This is a genomic window from Pseudomonas sp. HY13-MNA-CIBAN-0226, from assembly GCF_040310305.1.
Classification (GTDB): domain Bacteria; phylum Pseudomonadota; class Gammaproteobacteria; order Pseudomonadales; family Pseudomonadaceae; genus Aquipseudomonas; species Aquipseudomonas gregormendelii.
Map to the genome: position 1 here is coordinate 37,672 of NZ_JBEOPS010000012.1, position 16,526 is coordinate 54,197.

The following is a 16,526-nucleotide window of genomic DNA, read 5'->3' on the forward strand; positions in this document are numbered from 1 at the left end:
CGTCTGAAAAGTACTTTTTTTCAATAGGTTACACATGAATCCTGATATTCCTCTTCAACTCCTGGGCGGCATCACGGCGCGCGAGTTCATGCGCGACTACTGGCAGAAAAAACCGCTGCTGATCCGTCAGGCGATTCCAGATTTCGAAAGCCCGATCGACGCCGACGAACTGGCCGGCCTGGCGCTGGAGGAAGAAGTTGAGTCGCGCCTGGTGATCGAAAACGGCGAGCGCCCTTGGGAATTGCGCCGCGGCCCATTCGCCGAAGACGAATTCAGCAAACTGCCGGAACAGGACTGGACCCTGCTGGTTCAAGCCGTTGACCAGTTTGTCCCGGAAGTCGCTGAACTGCTGGAAAACTTCCGCTTTCTGCCAAGCTGGCGCGTCGATGACGTGATGATCAGCTTCGCCGCACCAGGCGGCAGCGTCGGTCCGCACTTCGACAACTACGACGTGTTCCTGCTGCAAGGCCATGGCAAGCGCAACTGGAAAATCGGCCAGATGTGCGACTCTGAAAGCCCGCTGCTGCAGCACGCCGACTTGCGCATCCTGGCTGAATTCGAAGCCACCGATGAATGGGTCCTGGAACCGGGCGACATGCTTTACCTGCCGCCGCGCCTGGCCCACTGCGGCGTGGCCGTCGACGATTGCCTCACCTACTCGGTCGGCTTTCGCGCGCCAAGCGCCGCTGAAGTGCTGACCCACTTCACCGACTTCCTCAGCCAGTTCCTGTCGGACGAAGAGCGCTACACCGACGCCGATGCCCAGCCAGTCGCCGATCCGCACCAGATCCAGCACGACGCCCTCGGCCGCCTTAAAGGCCTGCTGGCCGAACACATGAGCGACGAGCGCCTGTTGCTGACCTGGTTTGGCCAGTTCATGACCGAGCCGCGCTACCCGGAGCTGGTGGTCGGCCCGGAAGAGATCGAAGAAGACGACCTGCTTGCCAGCCTGGAACAGGGCGCCGTACTGATTCGCAACCCGAGCGCGCGCCTGGCCTGGTCCGAAGTCGATGACGACCTGCTGCTGTTCGCCAGCGGCCAGAGCCGTTATCTGCCGGGCAAGCTGCGCGAGCTGTTGAAGCTGATCTGCGCCGCCGATGCGCTGCACATCGATAACCTCGGCGAATGGCTGGGCGATGACGACGGTCGCGGCCTCCTGTGCGAGCTGATCAAGCAAGGAAGCCTGGGGTTTGCCGATGAATAAAATTCACGTAAGTGTCGCAGACTGGCAGAAGGACAACGCCGAGATCCGGCGCATTCGTGAGACGGTGTTCATCGCCGAGCAATCCGTACCGCCCGAGCTGGAATGGGATGCGGATGACGCGACAGCGGTGCATTTCCTGGCCTTCGAGGGTGACTTTCCGATTGGCACTGCGCGCCTCCTGCCTGACGGTCACGTCGGCCGGGTGTCGGTGCTCAAGGACTGGCGCGGCTTGAAGGTCGGTGATGCGCTGATGCAGGCGGTGATCGGCGAGGCCGAGGAACGTGGACTGAAGCGGCAGATGCTCAGCGCGCAGGTGCAGGCCACGGCGTTCTATGAGCGCCTGGGTTTCAGCCTGGTCAGTGAGGAGTTCCTGGAAGCCGGGATTCCGCATGTGGACATGGTTCGGCATTCCTGAAGATCAAAAGATCGCAGCCTTCGGCAGCTCCTACAGAGTTGTGCGAACATCCGTAGGAGCTGCCGAAGGCTGCGATCTTTTCTGAAGCAACACCACAAAACGCCCCGCCATCCTCGGATGCCGGGGCGTTTTGCTGTCTGCGATTCAACTTGCTCCTATCGAGGCCGACAAACTGGCAATATCAATCAAAGGCAGGATCAAAAGATCGCAGCCTTCGGCAGCTCCTACGGGCTTTGTTTATTTGGCGGAGATAACGGACATGTCCCTACGCACCCTGCTCACCACGCTGCTGCTGAGCTGCAGTTTTTCGCTCAGCGCAGCCACCGAGATTGTGCCGCTGAACTACCACACCAGCGCCGACATGCTGCCGATGGCACAAGACTTCATCGGCAAGGACGGCCAAGTGAGCGCCTATGGCAACCAGCTGATTGTCAACGCCGATCAACGCAAGATCGACGAACTTAAGGCACTGATCAGCCAGCTGGATACCGCGCCGAAGCGCCTGCTGATCACCGTCGACACCAGCGAAAACAACTTCCAGGCTGACCAGGGCTACTCGGTAAACGGCGCCAGGCCGAGCCAGACTCGCATCATCAACCGCAGCACCGACAGCCGTGATGGTGGCATCCAGCAGATCCAGGCCAGCGAAGGTGCGCCTGCGCTGATCCAGATCGGCCAAAGCGTGCCGCTGACCAGCAGTCAAAGCGACTCCTACGGCGATTTGCGCAGCCAGACCGAATACCGCAATGTCACCCAGGGTTTCTACGTCACCGCCAGCGTCACCGGTGATATCGTTCACCTGGATATCAGCACCAACCGTGACCGCATGAGCCAGGAACGTCCCGATGTAGTGAATGTGCAAAGCACCGACACAACTGTCACGGGGCGCCTGGGCGAGTGGATCACCCTGGCCGGGGTGAATCGCCAGACCCAGGCCGACAAACAGGGCCTGACCCGCAGCTACTCGACTCAAGGCCGGGACGACATGACCCTGCGGGTCAAAGTCGATACTTTGGACTAAATCACCGAAAACTGACTGATTAGTCGTATTAGACCAAAGATGTAGTGCTTGAAAAAAAACACTACAAAACGTTTGACGATCGAAAAAAGCAAAGGCATGATGGCCTCGCTCCCGCTAATCAGGGGCCCTGGCAAGGGCCTTCGAAGCGATGTTCGCACCTACCCCGCGAACCGCTTCGTGTCTGTACCGCCCACAAGGTGTGTTTGACGAGGTTGCCGACTGGAACGAAGTTGTCCCGAGGGACGGAAGCGTAATTAGGTAACCCGGCTCCACACTGAAGTCTGCACCAGGGCCCACGATGCCCGAATGCGTTCGCCAGTTCGCCCTTACCTGCTCACTTCCCCTCGAGCCCATCGTTCATCCCGTCGCCAATCCCGCCGAATCCGACTTGACCACCTAAGCTTCTGGTCTGCGAGCGCACGTATTTTCCACCGCAGAACAACTTTCCGTAAAAGACGCGACGAGGTTTATCTCCATGGCACTGACACGCGAACAGCAAATTGCAGCCCTCGAAAAAGACTGGGCTGAAAACCCACGCTGGAAAGGTGTGACACGCGCCTACTCCGCTGCTGACGTCGTCCGCCTGCGTGGCTCGGTTCAACCTGAGCACACCTTCGCAAGACTCGGCGCCGAGAAGCTGTGGAACCTGGTGACCCAGGGTGCCAAGCCGTCCTTCCGCCCTGAGAAAGATTTCGTCAACTGCATGGGCGCCCTGACCGGCGGCCAGGCTGTGCAACAAGTCAAGGCCGGTATCCAGGCGATCTACCTGTCCGGCTGGCAAGTAGCTGCGGACAACAACTCCGCCGAATCGATGTACCCGGACCAGTCGCTGTACCCGGTGGACTCGGTTCCAACCGTGGTCAAACGCATCAACAACTCGTTCCGTCGTGCTGACCAGATTCAGTGGAAAGCCGGCAAAGGCCCGGGCGACGAAGGCTACATCGACTACTTCGCACCAATCGTAGCTGACGCCGAAGCCGGTTTCGGTGGCGTGCTGAACGCTTACGAGCTGATGAAGAGCATGATCGAAGCTGGCGCCGCCGGCGTTCACTTCGAAGACCAGCTGGCTTCCGTGAAAAAATGCGGCCACATGGGCGGCAAGGTACTGGTGCCTACACAGGAAGCCGTACAGAAGCTGACCGCTGCTCGTCTGGCTGCTGACGTGGCCGGTACACCGACCATCATCCTGGCCCGTACCGATGCGAACGCCGCTGACCTGCTGACTTCCGACTGCGACCCGTACGACCAGCCATTCGTGACTGGCGAACGTACCCAGGAAGGCTTCTACAAAGTGCGCGCCGGCCTCGACCAGGCCATCGCTCGCGGCCTGGCTTACGCGCCGTACGCCGACCTGATCTGGTGCGAAACCGCCAAGCCGGACCTGGACGAGGCTCGCCGCTTCGCCGAAGCGATCAAGAAGGAATACCCGGACCAACTGCTGTCGTACAACTGCTCGCCTTCCTTCAACTGGAAGAAAAACCTGGACGACGCGACCATCGCCAAGTTCCAGCGTGAACTGTCCGCCATGGGCTACAAGCACCAGTTCATTACCCTGGCCGGCATTCACAACATGTGGCACAGCATGTTCAACCTGGCGCACGACTACGCCCGCAACGACATGACTGCCTACGTGAAACTGCAAGAGCAAGAGTTCGCTGACGCCGCCAAGGGTTACACCTTCGTGGCTCACCAGCAGGAAGTGGGCACCGGCTACTTCGACGACATGACCACCGTAATCCAGGGTGGTTCGTCTTCGGTTACCGCGCTGACCGGCTCGACCGAAGAAGAACAGTTCCACTGATCTGCTTCGCCTGAAATAACAGCCGCTGCGGGCCGAATGGAAAGCTAACCGCAGCGCTGCACCTCTGACGCCCCGACTTGCTCGGGGCGTTTTTTTGCCCGCAATTCAACAAACCATGGCAGCGTTGCGCACACAGATACAGACGCGCAAGGCTGCGCCAGAGCCAGACTCAGTAATCAATTTCCTGGAGCAGGGTCTTGGCTTTGTGATTATTGTTACGTACCGAGAAGACTCGCAATTTCTTCTGTTCGCGAACGCTTTCAACAATCAGGTAAGTTTCGTAGGACGCCGAACCGCTAAGGAACACCGGGGTATCGCCGAAGTAATTAGCATTATCGTAAATACCGTGGTCCTCATGGAAGTGACCGGCAAAGACAGCAGCCACCTTATGTTTTTTCATCATCGCCCTGAATGCTTCGGCGTCGGCGGCGCTAAAGTTCTTCCAACCATTAGGCTTATGGGTAACGAGGATATTGACCTTGCCCCAGTTGCTGGCGAACGCCATCTTGTTATCGATAAAATTCCAGGATGAGTTAATGTTAAATTGTTTCTTATTAACATGTGACACCCCCGTCTCAAATTTGGTTGCATAGACTGGATAATTATTGGCCTGTACTACGTGTAAATTATTATGCCACTCTGAATGGGCAAAACTGCCAGCGTAGCTTTCCCTGAACTTTCCGGCGCCAGTACTGGACCTATAATCAATATTGCCTCTCGCTATTAAATTTTTTGTCATTCTCAGGTAAGTCAGAACACTGTCTCTGGCACACCCATTATTAGCACAGTCGTTAACATTATTTTCATAGTCGTGATTACCCAACCCCAAATAGACCTTGTTATTGAAGTACTCTTTAAACCTTTTCTTCATAAAGCTTAGCTGGTCCCCATGACCGAAAGCTGTGATATCACCATTGACATATACTGGAATATCGAGTGCGGGATGACTGCTCCTGAACGAGTTAACGTCACGATACTGTGCATGGATATACGCTGCTGAAAGCTCCTTTTCGTTACCCTTCTCGTCTTCCTTTTTATCGGTCCAAGGATACTGCGGGTCCGAGGTCATCACGATATAAGAAGGTGTGCCAGCATAGGTCCAGTGATCATTGGATTTTTTACCTGTCGGATAATTGCGATAACCATCCTTTGGAACGCCGTCAAATTTTGAGATAAAATAAGAACTGTCACCTTTGGAATGTTGATGTATCGCACCGACATAGGTCTGATCGGTCAAGTCTTTGGGCTCAGCGTAGGAACCGGCAAGGGTCCCTTTGAAATCCCAAAGAATATTGCTGAAGGGGCCTGTCGGATATGATACCTCGCCTGCAATACCATTAAACCTTGACGAAAAGTATAAATTACCGCCATTGATAACTCTCTTATGAATGGCCCCAACGTAGGTCAACTCATTCGATTCTTTCGGGTCAGCAGCGGTGCCGGCATGAGCCCCTTTGAACTCCCAGTAATCGTTACTGTAGGGCCCCGTCGGAAAAAACCAATTATGATCACTCGCATTGCCATCGAATTTCGCCGCGAAGAAAAAGTTTTTTCCCTCATATGTGTATTTGTGAATGGCGCCGATCGTTGTGGCTTCTTCCCATAGTTTAGGATGCTCATAAGTGCCAGAAGCGGCGATGGCGCTCATGGCCGTCGCTGCAGAGGGCGGCACGAGCTCGGCAGTGGACGGTGCCAAGGCAGAGCTTTCGTTCGCCGACACGTTCATGACGCCGAACGTCAACTGACTGGCAATCAACAAGGAAAGGGTAGTTCGCTGCAAGGTGATAAGCACTGGACGTCTTCGTTGGATTGAAAAAACCCAGAATGCCGCTGCAGTAAAAGCAAAAACATACGAAAAGTACGAGATTTCCTACAACCCCCCACACCACAAGACTGTTATCGCCTGATAAGTACACGCGCCAACGGCACCCCACGGAAGGGCTTTCCCTCGTTCTCATCGAAGCCAGAAGGAGGATCAGGCGACAAAAAAGAGCAGCACCATGAAGAGGTCAATGGACCCGCCCAAAATGGCACCTTGAACACAGAAACCGCTCATTGAAATCGTATAACCGCCGGCAAACAATAGTGATTATCATTTACAAGCTGTTGAATTCATTGCATCACCTGTAAAACATAATTGATTGAAAGTCGCCTAATGCCCGCTATGCATGGGCTGCGAGGCCTTTAAGGCACGCTATGTCCTTATTCCTATCAATAATTTCGCTATCTGAATTTTACTTGCACGGTGTTGTGCCATAAAATCAGCGGGATTGATTGCTGCGACATATCGTCACTGCGTTGTTTCTTTTTCAAGCTCAGAGACCTTTGCTCTCTGTTAAGGATTTCCAGCATGCCCGAAGCGACAGGACTCATGGCCCACAACTGGGGCTTTGCCATTTTCCTTCTGGGCGTTGTCGGCCTCTGCGCCTTCATGCTCGGTGTCTCCAGCCTCCTTGGGTCAAAAGCCTGGGGCCGCAGCAAAAACGAACCGTTCGAGTCGGGCATGCTACCTACAGGTGGCGCCCGCTTGCGGCTCTCAGCCAAATTCTATCTGGTCGCGATGCTCTTCGTGATCTTCGATATCGAAGCCCTCTTTCTCTTTGCCTGGTCTGTGTCCGTCCGCGAAAGCGGCTGGACCGGATTCGTCGAAGCTCTCGTTTTCATAGCAATTCTGTTGGCAGGTCTTGTCTACCTGTTCCGAGTGGGCGCCCTTGACTGGGCTCCGGAAGCTCGTCGCAAGCGGCAGGCGAAGCTGAAACAATGAGGCTTTGGCAATGCAATACAATCTCACCAGGATCGACCCCGATGCTCCTAACGAGCAGTATCCGATTGGCGAGCGGGAAACCGTTTCCGATCCGTTAGAAGATCAAGTCCACAAAAACATCTTCATGGGCAAGCTCGAAGACGTGCTTAACGGCACGATCAACTGGGGGCGCAAGAACTCCCTGTGGCCGTACAACTTCGGTCTTTCGTGCTGCTACGTGGAAATGACCACCGCCTTCACGGCGCCCCACGACATCGCGCGCTTTGGCGCCGAGGTTATCCGGGCATCACCGCGCCAGGCGGATTTCATGGTTATCGCCGGTACCTGCTTCATCAAGATGGCGCCGATCATTCAGCGTCTCTACGAGCAAATGCTCGAGCCTAAATGGGTTATCTCCATGGGTTCGTGCGCCAACTCCGGTGGCATGTACGACATCTACTCCGTCGTTCAAGGGGTGGACAAGTTCCTGCCCGTGGACGTCTACGTGCCTGGCTGCCCGCCCCGCCCTGAAGCTTTCCTGCAAGGCTTGATGCTGTTGCAGGAGTCGATTGGACAGGAGCGTCGTCCGCTTTCCTGGGTCGTCGGTGATCAAGGCGTGTACCGCGCCGAGATGCCTTCGCAAAAGGAACAGCGCCGCGAACAGCGAATCGCAGTCACCAACCTGCGCAGCCCCGACGAAGTCTGATCCAGATCTGCTTCTTTAATAGAACGAGACACTGGCTTCATTCTTTACGTTGACCGAAAGCGATAAATAACCATGACTACAGGCAGTGCTCTGTACATCCCGCCTTACAAGGCAGACGACCAGGATGTGGTCGTCGAACTGAACAACCGTTTTGGCCCCGAGGCGTTCACCGCCCAGCCGACCCGCACCGGCATGCCGGTGCTTTGGGTTGCCCGCGCCAAACTTGTCGAAGTCCTGAGCTTCCTGCGCAACCTGCCCAAGCCGTACGTCATGCTCTATGACCTGCACGGCGTGGACGAGCGTCTGCGCACCAAGCGTCAAGGGCTGCCAAGCGGCGTCGACTTCACCGTGTTCTATCACCTGATGTCGATCGAACGTAACAGTGACGTGATGATCAAGGTGGCCTTGTCCGAGAGCGACCTCAGCGTACCGACCGTCACCGGCATCTGGCCGAACGCCAACTGGTACGAGCGCGAAGTCTGGGACATGTTCGGCATCGACTTCCCCGGCCACCCGCACCTGACCCGCATCATGATGCCGCCGACCTGGGAAGGTCACCCGCTGCGCAAGGACTTCCCGGCGCGCGCCACCGAGTTCGACCCGTTCACCCTGACCCTGGCCAAGCAACAGCTTGAGGAAGAAGCTGCGCGCTTCAAGCCTGAAGACTGGGGCATGAAGCGTTCAGGTGCGAACGAGGACTACATGTTCCTCAACCTCGGCCCGAACCACCCTTCTGCTCACGGTGCCTTCCGCATCATCCTGCAGCTGGACGGTGAAGAGATCGTCGACTGCGTGCCGGACGTCGGTTACCACCACCGTGGTGCCGAGAAGATGGCCGAGCGTCAGTCCTGGCACAGCTTCATTCCGTACACCGACCGTATCGACTACCTCGGCGGCGTGATGAACAACCTGCCGTACGTGCTCTCGGTCGAGAAGCTGGCCGGCATCAAGGTGCCCGAGAAGGTCGACGTCATCCGCATCATGATGGCCGAGTTCTTCCGGATCACCAGCCACCTGCTGTTCCTGGGCACCTACATCCAGGACGTCGGCGCCATGACCCCGGTGTTCTTCACGTTCACCGACCGTCAGAAGGCGTACACGGTGATCGAAGCCATTACCGGTTTCCGTCTGCACCCGGCCTGGTACCGCATCGGTGGTGTCGCTCACGACCTGCCACGCGGCTGGGAAAAACTGGTGAAAGACTTCGTCGAATGGATGCCAAAGCGCCTGGACGAATACCAGAAAGCCGCACTCGACAACAGCATCCTCAAAGGCCGGACCATCGGCGTCGCCGCCTACAACACCAAGGAAGCCTTTGAATGGGGCGTCACCGGTGCAGGCTTGCGTTCGACCGGTTGCGACTTCGACCTGCGTAAAGCACGTCCGTACTCCGGCTACGAGAACTTCGAATTCGAAGTGCCGCTGGCCGCCAATGGCGATGCCTACGACCGTTGCATCGTGCGCGTCGAAGAAATGCGCCAGAGCATCAAGATCATCGAGCAGTGCATGCGCAACATGCCGGAAGGCCCGTACAAGGCGGATCACCCGCTGACGACGCCGCCACCGAAAGAGCGCACCCTGCAGCACATCGAGACCCTGATCACGCACTTCCTGCAGGTTTCGTGGGGCCCGGTCATGCCGGCCAACGAATCCTTCCAGATGATCGAAGCGACCAAGGGCATCAACAGTTATTACCTGACGAGCGATGGCGGCACCATGAGCTACCGCACCCGGATTCGCACCCCAAGCTTCCCGCACTTGCAACAGATCCCTTCGGTGATCAAAGGCGAGATGGTCGCGGACTTGATTGCGTACCTGGGTAGTATCGATTTCGTTATGGCCGACGTGGACCGCTAAGCATGAACAGCACGCTTATCCAGACAGACCGTTTCGCCCTGAGCGAAACCGAGCGCTCGGCCATCGAGCACGAGCTGCATCACTACGAAGACCCGCGCGCGGCGTCGATCGAAGCCCTGAAGATCGTCCAGAAGGAACGTGGCTGGGTGCCCGATGGCGCCCTGTACGCCATCGGCGAAATCCTCGGCATCCCGGCCAGCGACGTAGAAGGCGTGGCGACGTTCTATAGCCAGATCTTCCGTCAGCCGGTGGGCCGCCACATCATCCGCGTCTGCGACAGCATGGTCTGCTACATCGGCGGCCACGAGTCTGTGGTCAGCGAAATCCAGAGCAAGCTCGGCATCGGCCTGGGTCAGACCACCGCCGACGGTCGTTTCACCCTGCTGCCGGTCTGCTGCCTCGGCAACTGCGACAAGGCGCCGGCGTTGATGATCGACGACGACACTTTCGGTGATGTGCAGCCAGCAGGCGTTGCCAAATTGCTCGAGGGCTACGTATGACCCTGACTTCCTTTGGTCCTGCCAACCGCATCAAGCGGTCGGCCGAGACTCACCCGCTGACCTGGCGCCTGCGTGACGACGGCGAAGCCGTCTGGCTCGACGAGTACCAGGCCAAGAACGGTTATGCCGCTGCGCGCAAGGCCTTCGCCGACATGGCCCAGGACGACATCGTCCAGACCGTGAAAGACGCCGGCCTGAAGGGTCGCGGCGGTGCAGGCTTCCCCACGGGCGTGAAGTGGGGCCTGATGCCCAAAGACGAATCCATCAACATCCGCTACCTGCTGTGCAACGCGGATGAAATGGAGCCGAACACCTGGAAAGACCGCATGCTGATGGAGCAGCTGCCCCATCTGCTGATCGAAGGCATGCTGATCAGTGCTCGCGCGCTGAAAACCTACCGTGGCTACATCTTCCTGCGTGGCGAATACACCACCGCCGCCAAGCACCTCAACCGTGCCGTGGAAGAAGCCAAGGCTGCAGGCCTTCTGGGCAAGAACATCCTGGGTTCGGGTTTTGATTTCGAGCTGTTCGTCCACACCGGTGCCGGGCGTTACATCTGCGGTGAAGAAACCGCACTGATCAACTCCCTCGAAGGCCGCCGCGCCAACCCGCGCTCCAAGCCGCCCTTCCCTGCCGCCGTGGGCGTGTGGGGCAAGCCGACTTGCGTGAACAACGTTGAAACCCTGTGCAACGTGCCGGCGATCATCGGCGACGGCGTGGACTGGTACAAATCGTTGGCTCGCGCGGGCAGTGAAGACATGGGCACCAAGCTCATGGGCTTCTCCGGCAAGGTCAAGAACCCGGGCCTGTGGGAATTGCCGTTCGGCGTCACCGGGCGCGAGTTGTTCGAAGACTACGCCGGTGGCATGCGCGACGGCTTCAAGCTCAAAGCCTGGCAGCCGGGCGGTGCCGGTACCGGTTTCCTGTTGCCGGAACATCTGGACGCACAAATGTACGCCGGCGGCATCGCCAAAGTGGGCACCCGCATGGGTACCGGCCTGGCCATGGCGGTGGACGACAGCGTCAACATGGTGTCCCTGCTGCGCAACATGGAAGAGTTCTTCTCCCGTGAGTCGTGCGGTTTCTGCACCCCGTGCCGTGACGGTTTGCCGTGGAGCGTCAAGCTGCTGCGCGCGATCGAGAACGGTGAAGGGCAAGCCGGCGACATCGAGACCCTGCTGGGTCTGGTCGGTTTCCTCGGCCCGGGCAAGACCTTCTGTGCTCACGCACCGGGCGCCGTGGAGCCGTTGGGCAGCGCAATCAAATATTTCCGCCATGAGTTCGAAGCCGGCATCGCGCCTGTCAGCGCCGTCGTCCCGCCTCTGGCACGGCCGATCGTAATCGGCGCGTAAACGCTTAAAAAGGCGAAGGGCCCGTGCCCGCAGCTTTTCGTGTGATGACGCCTTGAACGGCTGTGTTGATTCACGCGAATAACAAGATTCCATTAGCCACGCCCGCTGACACCGGGCCAACGAAGAACTTTGAACCATGGCCACTATCCACGTAGACGGCAAAGAGCTCGAAGTCGACGGGGCAGACAACCTGTTACAGGCATGTCTGTCGCTAGGCCTCGATATTCCGTATTTCTGCTGGCACCCCGCCCTAGGCAGCGTTGGCGCTTGCCGCCAGTGCGCGGTCAAGCAGTACACCGACGCCAACGATACCCGTGGTCGGATCGTCATGTCCTGCATGACGCCGGCCACCGACGGCAGCTGGATCTCCATCGAAGACGAAGAAGCGAAAGTGTTTCGCGCCAGCGTCGTCGAATGGCTGATGACCAACCACCCTCACGACTGCCCGGTCTGTGAGGAAGGCGGTCACTGCCACCTGCAAGACATGACGGTGATGACCGGCCACAATGAGCGCCGCTACCGCTTCACCAAGCGTACCCACCAGAACCAGCAACTGGGCCCGTTCATTTCCCACGAAATGAACCGCTGCATCGCTTGCTACCGCTGCGTGCGCTTCTATAAGGATTACGCCGGCGGCACCGACCTCGGCGTATTCGGCGCCCACGACAACGTGTACTTCGGTCGCGTTGAAGACGGCACCCTGGAAAGCGAGTTCTCCGGTAACCTCACCGAGGTCTGCCCGACCGGTGTGTTCACCGACAAGACTCACTCCGAGCGCTACAACCGCAAGTGGGACATGCAGTTCTCGCCGAGCATCTGCCATGGTTGCTCCAGCGGTTGCAACATCTCCCCGGGCGAGCGCTACGGTGAACTGCGTCGCATCGAAAACCGCTTCAACGGTTCGGTCAACCAGTACTTCCTGTGCGACCGTGGCCGTTTCGGCTATGGCTACGTCAACCGCGAAGACCGCCCGCGTCAGCCTTTGCTGGCCAATGGCGCCAAGCTGAGCCTCGACGAAGCGCTGGATAAAGCCGCTGACCTGCTGCGCGGTCGCAACATCGTCGGTATCGGTTCGCCCCGTGCCAGCCTCGAGAGCAACTACGCGTTGCGCGAACTGGTCGGCGCCGAGCACTTCTACTCCGGTATCGAAGCCGCCGAGCTGGAACGCATTCGCCTGGTCATGCAGGTGCTTAAAGACAGCCCGCTGCCGATCCCGAACATGCGCGACATCGAAGACCACGATGCGATCTTCGTCCTCGGTGAAGACCTGACCCAGACCGCTGCCCGTATGGCACTGTCCCTGCGTCAGTCAGTCAAGGGCAAGGCTGAAGACATGGCCGACGCCATGCGCGTCCAGCCCTGGCTCGACGCCGCCGTGAAGAACATCGGCCAGCACGCGCTGAACCCGCTGTTCATCGCCAGCCTGGCTGAAACCAAGCTCGACGATATCGCCGAAGAGTGCGTCCACGCCGCTCCAGACGATCTGGCGCGCATCGGTTTCGCCGTGGCTCATGCCCTCGACGCCAGCGCTCCAGCAGTTGAAGGCCTCGACACCGAAGCCCTCGAACTGGCCCAACGCATTGCCGACGCCCTGCTTGCGGCCAAGCGTCCACTGATCATCGCCGGCACCTCCCTGGGTTCCAAGGCACTGATCCAAGCTGCTGCCAACATCGCCAAAGCGCTGAAGCTGCGCGAAAAGAACGGTTCCATCAGCCTGATCGTGCCAGAGGCCAACAGCCTCGGCCTGGCCATGCTGGGTGGCAACTCGGTCGACGAAGCGCTGCAGGCCGTGATCGATGGCCAGGCCGACGCACTGGTCGTGCTGGAAAACGATCTGTACACCCGTACCGACAAGGCGCTGGTCGATGCTGCCCTGAACGCGGCGAAAGTGCTGATCGTCGCCGACCACCAGAAGACCGCCACCAGCGATCGTGCACACCTGGTGCTGCCCGCTGCCAGCTTTGCTGAAGGCGACGGCACCCTGGTCAGCCAGGAAGGCCGCGCCCAGCGCTTCTTCCAGGTGTTCGATCCGAAGTATATGGACGCGAGCATCCTGGTCCACGAAGGCTGGCGCTGGCTGCATGCCCTGCGTGCCACCCTGCTGAACCAGCCGATCGACTGGACCCAGCTGGACCACGTTACCGCTGCCGTTGCTGCGAGCACGCCGCAACTGAACCGTATCGTCGATGCCGCACCGTCCGCCGCGTTCCGCATCAAGGGCATGAAACTGGCTCGTGAACCGCTGCGTTACTCCGGTCGTACCGCCATGCGCGCCGACATCAGCGTGCACGAACCGCGTACGCCGCAAGACAACGACACCGCGTTCAACTTCTCGATGGAAGGATACTCGGGCTCGGTCGAACCGCGTCAGCAAGTGCCATTCGCCTGGTCCCCGGGCTGGAACTCGCCGCAAGCCTGGAACAAGTTCCAGGACGAAGTTGGTGGTCACATCCGCGCTGGCGACCCGGGCACCCGCCTGATCGAAAGCACCGGTGATGCGTTGAACTGGTTCGCCGCTGTACCGCGTGCATTCAACCCGGCTCCGGGTACCTGGCAGGTCGTGCCGTTCTTCCACCTGTTCGGCAGCGAAGAAAACTCTTCCAAGGCCGCGCCGGTTCAAGAGCGGATTCCGGCTGCTTATGTCGCTTTGGCCAAATCCGAAGCCGATCGCCTGGGTGTCAACGAGGGCGCCTTGCTCAGCTTGAACGTAGCCGGCCAGACCCTGCGTCTGCCACTGCGAATCAACGAAGAACTGGGTGCCGGTCTGGTTGCATTGCCAGCAGGTATAGCCGGGATCCCTCCGGCGATCTTCGGCAAATCCGTTGACGGTCTGCAGGAGGCAGCTCAATGACCTGGTTCACGCCTGAAGTGATTGACGTGATCATCGCGGTCCTCAAGGCCATCGTGATTCTGCTCGCCGTGGTGGTGTGCGGCGCGCTGCTGAGCTGGGTCGAGCGTCGTTTGCTCGCCCTCTGGCAGGACCGTTATGGTCCGAACCGCGTCGGCCCGTTCGGCGCGTTCCAGATCGCGGCCGACATGATCAAGATGTTCTTCAAGGAAGACTGGACTCCGCCGTTCGCCGACAAGATGATCTTCACCCTGGCACCGGTCGTGGCCATGAGCGCCCTGCTGATTGCCTTCGCGATCATCCCGATCACCCCGACCTGGGGCGTGGCGGACATCAACATCGGCATCCTGTTCTTCTTCGCCATGGCTGGCCTGTCGGTTTACGCGGTGTTGTTCGCCGGCTGGTCGAGTAACAACAAGTTCGCCCTGCTGGGCAGCTTGCGGGCCTCGGCGCAGACCGTGTCGTACGAAGTGTTCATGGGCCTGTCGCTAATGGGCATCGTGATCCAGGTCGGCTCGTTCAATATGCGCGACATCGTCGAATATCAAGCGCAGAACCTGTGGTTCATCATTCCGCAGATCTTCGGCTTCCTGACCTTCTTCATCGCCGGCGTCGCCGTGACTCACCGTCACCCGTTCGACCAGCCCGAAGCGGAGCAGGAACTGGCCGACGGTTACCACATTGAATACGCCGGCATGAAATGGGGCATGTTCTTCGTTGGCGAGTACATCGGCATCGTGTTGATTTCGGCGCTGCTGGTGACCTTGTTCTTCGGTGGCTGGCATGGCCCGTTCGGTATTCTGCCGCAGATCCCGTTCATCTGGTTCGCGCTGAAAACCGCGTTCTTCATCATGATCTTCATCCTGCTGCGCGCCTCGATTCCGCGCCCACGGTATGACCAAGTGATGGATTTCAGCTGGAAGTTCTGCCTGCCGCTGACCCTCGTCAACATGCTGGTGACCGCTGCGATCGTGTTGCTCAACACGCCCGCCGTCGCGGCTCAGTGAGGATAGAGAATCATGAAGTACATTTTTGACATCGTGCATGGCTTCTTCACCCAGCTTCGCAGCCTGGTGATGATCTTCGGCCATGCCTTCCGCAAGCGTGACACGCTGCAGTACCCGGAAGAGCAGGTCTACCTGCCGCCGCGCTACCGTGGCCGTATCGTCCTGACTCGTGACCCAGATGGCGAAGAGCGTTGCGTAGCCTGCAACCTGTGCGCCGTGGCGTGCCCGGTCGGTTGCATCTCGCTGCAGAAAGCTGAAACCGATGACGGTCGCTGGTACCCGGAGTTCTTCCGCATCAACTTCTCGCGCTGCATTTTCTGCGGCCTCTGCGAGGAAGCCTGCCCGACCACCGCGATCCAGCTGACACCGGATTTCGAGATGGCCGAGTTCAAACGTCAGGACCTGGTTTACGAGAAAGAAGATCTGCTGATCTCCGGCCCCGGCAAAAACCCTGATTACAACTTCTATCGTGTTGCAGGTATGGCCATTGCCGGTAAGCCCAAGGGCGCCGCGCAAAATGAAGCCGAACCGATCAACGTGAAGAGCTTGCTGCCTTAAGGAAGAAAGATGGAATTCGCTTTCTATTTCGCATCGGGTATCGCTGTGGTGTCCACGCTTCGCGTGATCACTCACACCAACCCCGTGCACGCCCTGCTCTACCTGATCATTTCGCTGATCGCCGTGGCCATGACGTTCTTCGCCCTCGGCGCACCGTTTGCCGGTGTCCTGGAAGTGATCGCCTACGCTGGCGCCATCATGGTGCTGTTCGTGTTCGTGGTGATGATGCTCAACCTTGGCCCGGCCTCGGTTCAGCAGGAGCGCGTCTGGCTCAAGCCTGGCATCTGGCTCGGCCCGACCATCCTCGGCGCCCTGCTGCTGGCTGAGCTGCTGTATGTGCTGTTCGCCCACCAGAGCGGCCAGGCCATCGGCCACACCACCGTAGACGCCAAGGCCGTAGGCATCAGCCTGTTCGGTCCTTACCTGCTGGTGGTTGAACTCGCCTCGATGCTGCTGCTCGCTGCAGCCGTCACGGCGTTCCACTTGGGCCGTAACGAAGCCAAGGAGCAATGAC

The 16,526-nt window shown here is 58.7% G+C and carries 14 protein-coding genes; 13 read left to right on the forward strand and 1 reads right to left on the reverse strand.

The window, feature by feature from the left end; translation table 11 throughout:
- The first annotated feature begins 34 nt into the window (after positions 1-34).
- The 4 genes from AAEZ05_RS14715 (at position 35) to aceA (ending at position 4,441) form a co-directional block, all read left to right on the forward strand.
- Positions 35-1,204 carry a ribosomal protein uL16 3-hydroxylase gene (locus AAEZ05_RS14715; RefSeq protein WP_045062287.1) on the forward strand — a complete coding sequence of 390 codons (1,170 nt, stop codon included), beginning with the start codon at positions 35-37 and terminating at the stop codon, positions 1,202-1,204.
- Positions 1,197-1,619: a GNAT family N-acetyltransferase gene (locus AAEZ05_RS14720; RefSeq protein WP_045062288.1), complete on the forward strand. Its 423-nt coding sequence runs from the start codon at positions 1,197-1,199 to the stop codon at positions 1,617-1,619. The genes AAEZ05_RS14715 and AAEZ05_RS14720 overlap by 8 nt, the downstream gene beginning before the upstream one ends.
- 259 nt (positions 1,620-1,878) lie before the next feature.
- Positions 1,879-2,640, forward strand: coding sequence for a secretin N-terminal domain-containing protein (locus tag AAEZ05_RS14725; RefSeq protein WP_350599704.1), 762 nt, complete (start codon positions 1,879-1,881; stop codon positions 2,638-2,640).
- A gap of 475 nt (positions 2,641-3,115) precedes the next feature.
- Positions 3,116-4,441, forward strand: coding sequence for an isocitrate lyase (gene aceA, locus AAEZ05_RS14730; protein ID WP_045062291.1), 1,326 nt, complete (start codon positions 3,116-3,118; stop codon positions 4,439-4,441).
- A 169-nt stretch (positions 4,442-4,610) separates the two neighbouring features.
- Here the strand turns inward: aceA and AAEZ05_RS14735 are convergent, their stop codons facing one another.
- A complete protein-coding gene (locus AAEZ05_RS14735; protein WP_350599705.1) occupies positions 4,611-6,233 on the reverse strand; it encodes a metallophosphoesterase in 1,623 nt (540 codons plus the stop codon).
- A gap of 558 nt (positions 6,234-6,791) precedes the next feature.
- On the opposite strand from AAEZ05_RS14735, the gene AAEZ05_RS14740 reads away from it, so the two are divergent.
- From AAEZ05_RS14740 to nuoJ, 9 genes are all read left to right on the forward strand, one after another.
- A complete protein-coding gene (locus AAEZ05_RS14740) occupies positions 6,792-7,205 on the forward strand; it encodes an NADH-quinone oxidoreductase subunit A (protein ID WP_003223812.1) in 414 nt (137 codons plus the stop codon).
- A gap of 10 nt (positions 7,206-7,215) precedes the next feature.
- Positions 7,216-7,890 carry a NuoB/complex I 20 kDa subunit family protein gene (locus AAEZ05_RS14745; RefSeq protein ID WP_008146035.1) on the forward strand — a complete coding sequence of 225 codons (675 nt, stop codon included), beginning with the start codon at positions 7,216-7,218 and terminating at the stop codon, positions 7,888-7,890.
- A 72-nt stretch (positions 7,891-7,962) separates the two neighbouring features.
- Positions 7,963-9,747 carry an NADH-quinone oxidoreductase subunit C/D gene (gene nuoC / locus AAEZ05_RS14750; protein WP_045062298.1) on the forward strand — a complete coding sequence of 595 codons (1,785 nt, stop codon included), beginning with the start codon at positions 7,963-7,965 and terminating at the stop codon, positions 9,745-9,747.
- A gap of 2 nt (positions 9,748-9,749) precedes the next feature.
- On the forward strand, positions 9,750-10,247 hold the full coding sequence (nuoE, locus tag AAEZ05_RS14755; RefSeq protein WP_007970445.1) for an NADH-quinone oxidoreductase subunit NuoE: 498 nt from the start codon (positions 9,750-9,752) through the stop codon (positions 10,245-10,247).
- Complete coding sequence (nuoF, locus tag AAEZ05_RS14760) at positions 10,244-11,599, forward strand: NADH-quinone oxidoreductase subunit NuoF (RefSeq protein WP_045062301.1); 1,356 nt, start codon at positions 10,244-10,246, stop codon at positions 11,597-11,599. Before nuoE ends, nuoF begins: the two co-directional genes overlap by 4 nt.
- A gap of 136 nt (positions 11,600-11,735) precedes the next feature.
- Entirely contained in the window at positions 11,736-14,450 is a 2,715-nt protein-coding gene (gene nuoG / locus AAEZ05_RS14765) for an NADH-quinone oxidoreductase subunit NuoG (protein ID WP_350599708.1), read from the forward strand.
- Positions 14,447-15,454: an NADH-quinone oxidoreductase subunit NuoH gene (nuoH, locus tag AAEZ05_RS14770; protein ID WP_028623953.1), complete on the forward strand. Its 1,008-nt coding sequence runs from the start codon at positions 14,447-14,449 to the stop codon at positions 15,452-15,454. Before nuoG ends, nuoH begins: the two co-directional genes overlap by 4 nt.
- A 12-nt stretch (positions 15,455-15,466) precedes the next feature.
- Complete coding sequence (gene nuoI / locus AAEZ05_RS14775; protein ID WP_205892400.1) at positions 15,467-16,012, forward strand: NADH-quinone oxidoreductase subunit NuoI; 546 nt, start codon at positions 15,467-15,469, stop codon at positions 16,010-16,012.
- Between the two features lie 9 nt (positions 16,013-16,021).
- Positions 16,022-16,525: an NADH-quinone oxidoreductase subunit J gene (gene nuoJ, locus AAEZ05_RS14780; RefSeq protein ID WP_045062310.1), complete on the forward strand. Its 504-nt coding sequence runs from the start codon at positions 16,022-16,024 to the stop codon at positions 16,523-16,525.
- The last annotated feature ends 1 nt before the right edge of the window (position 16,526 follow it).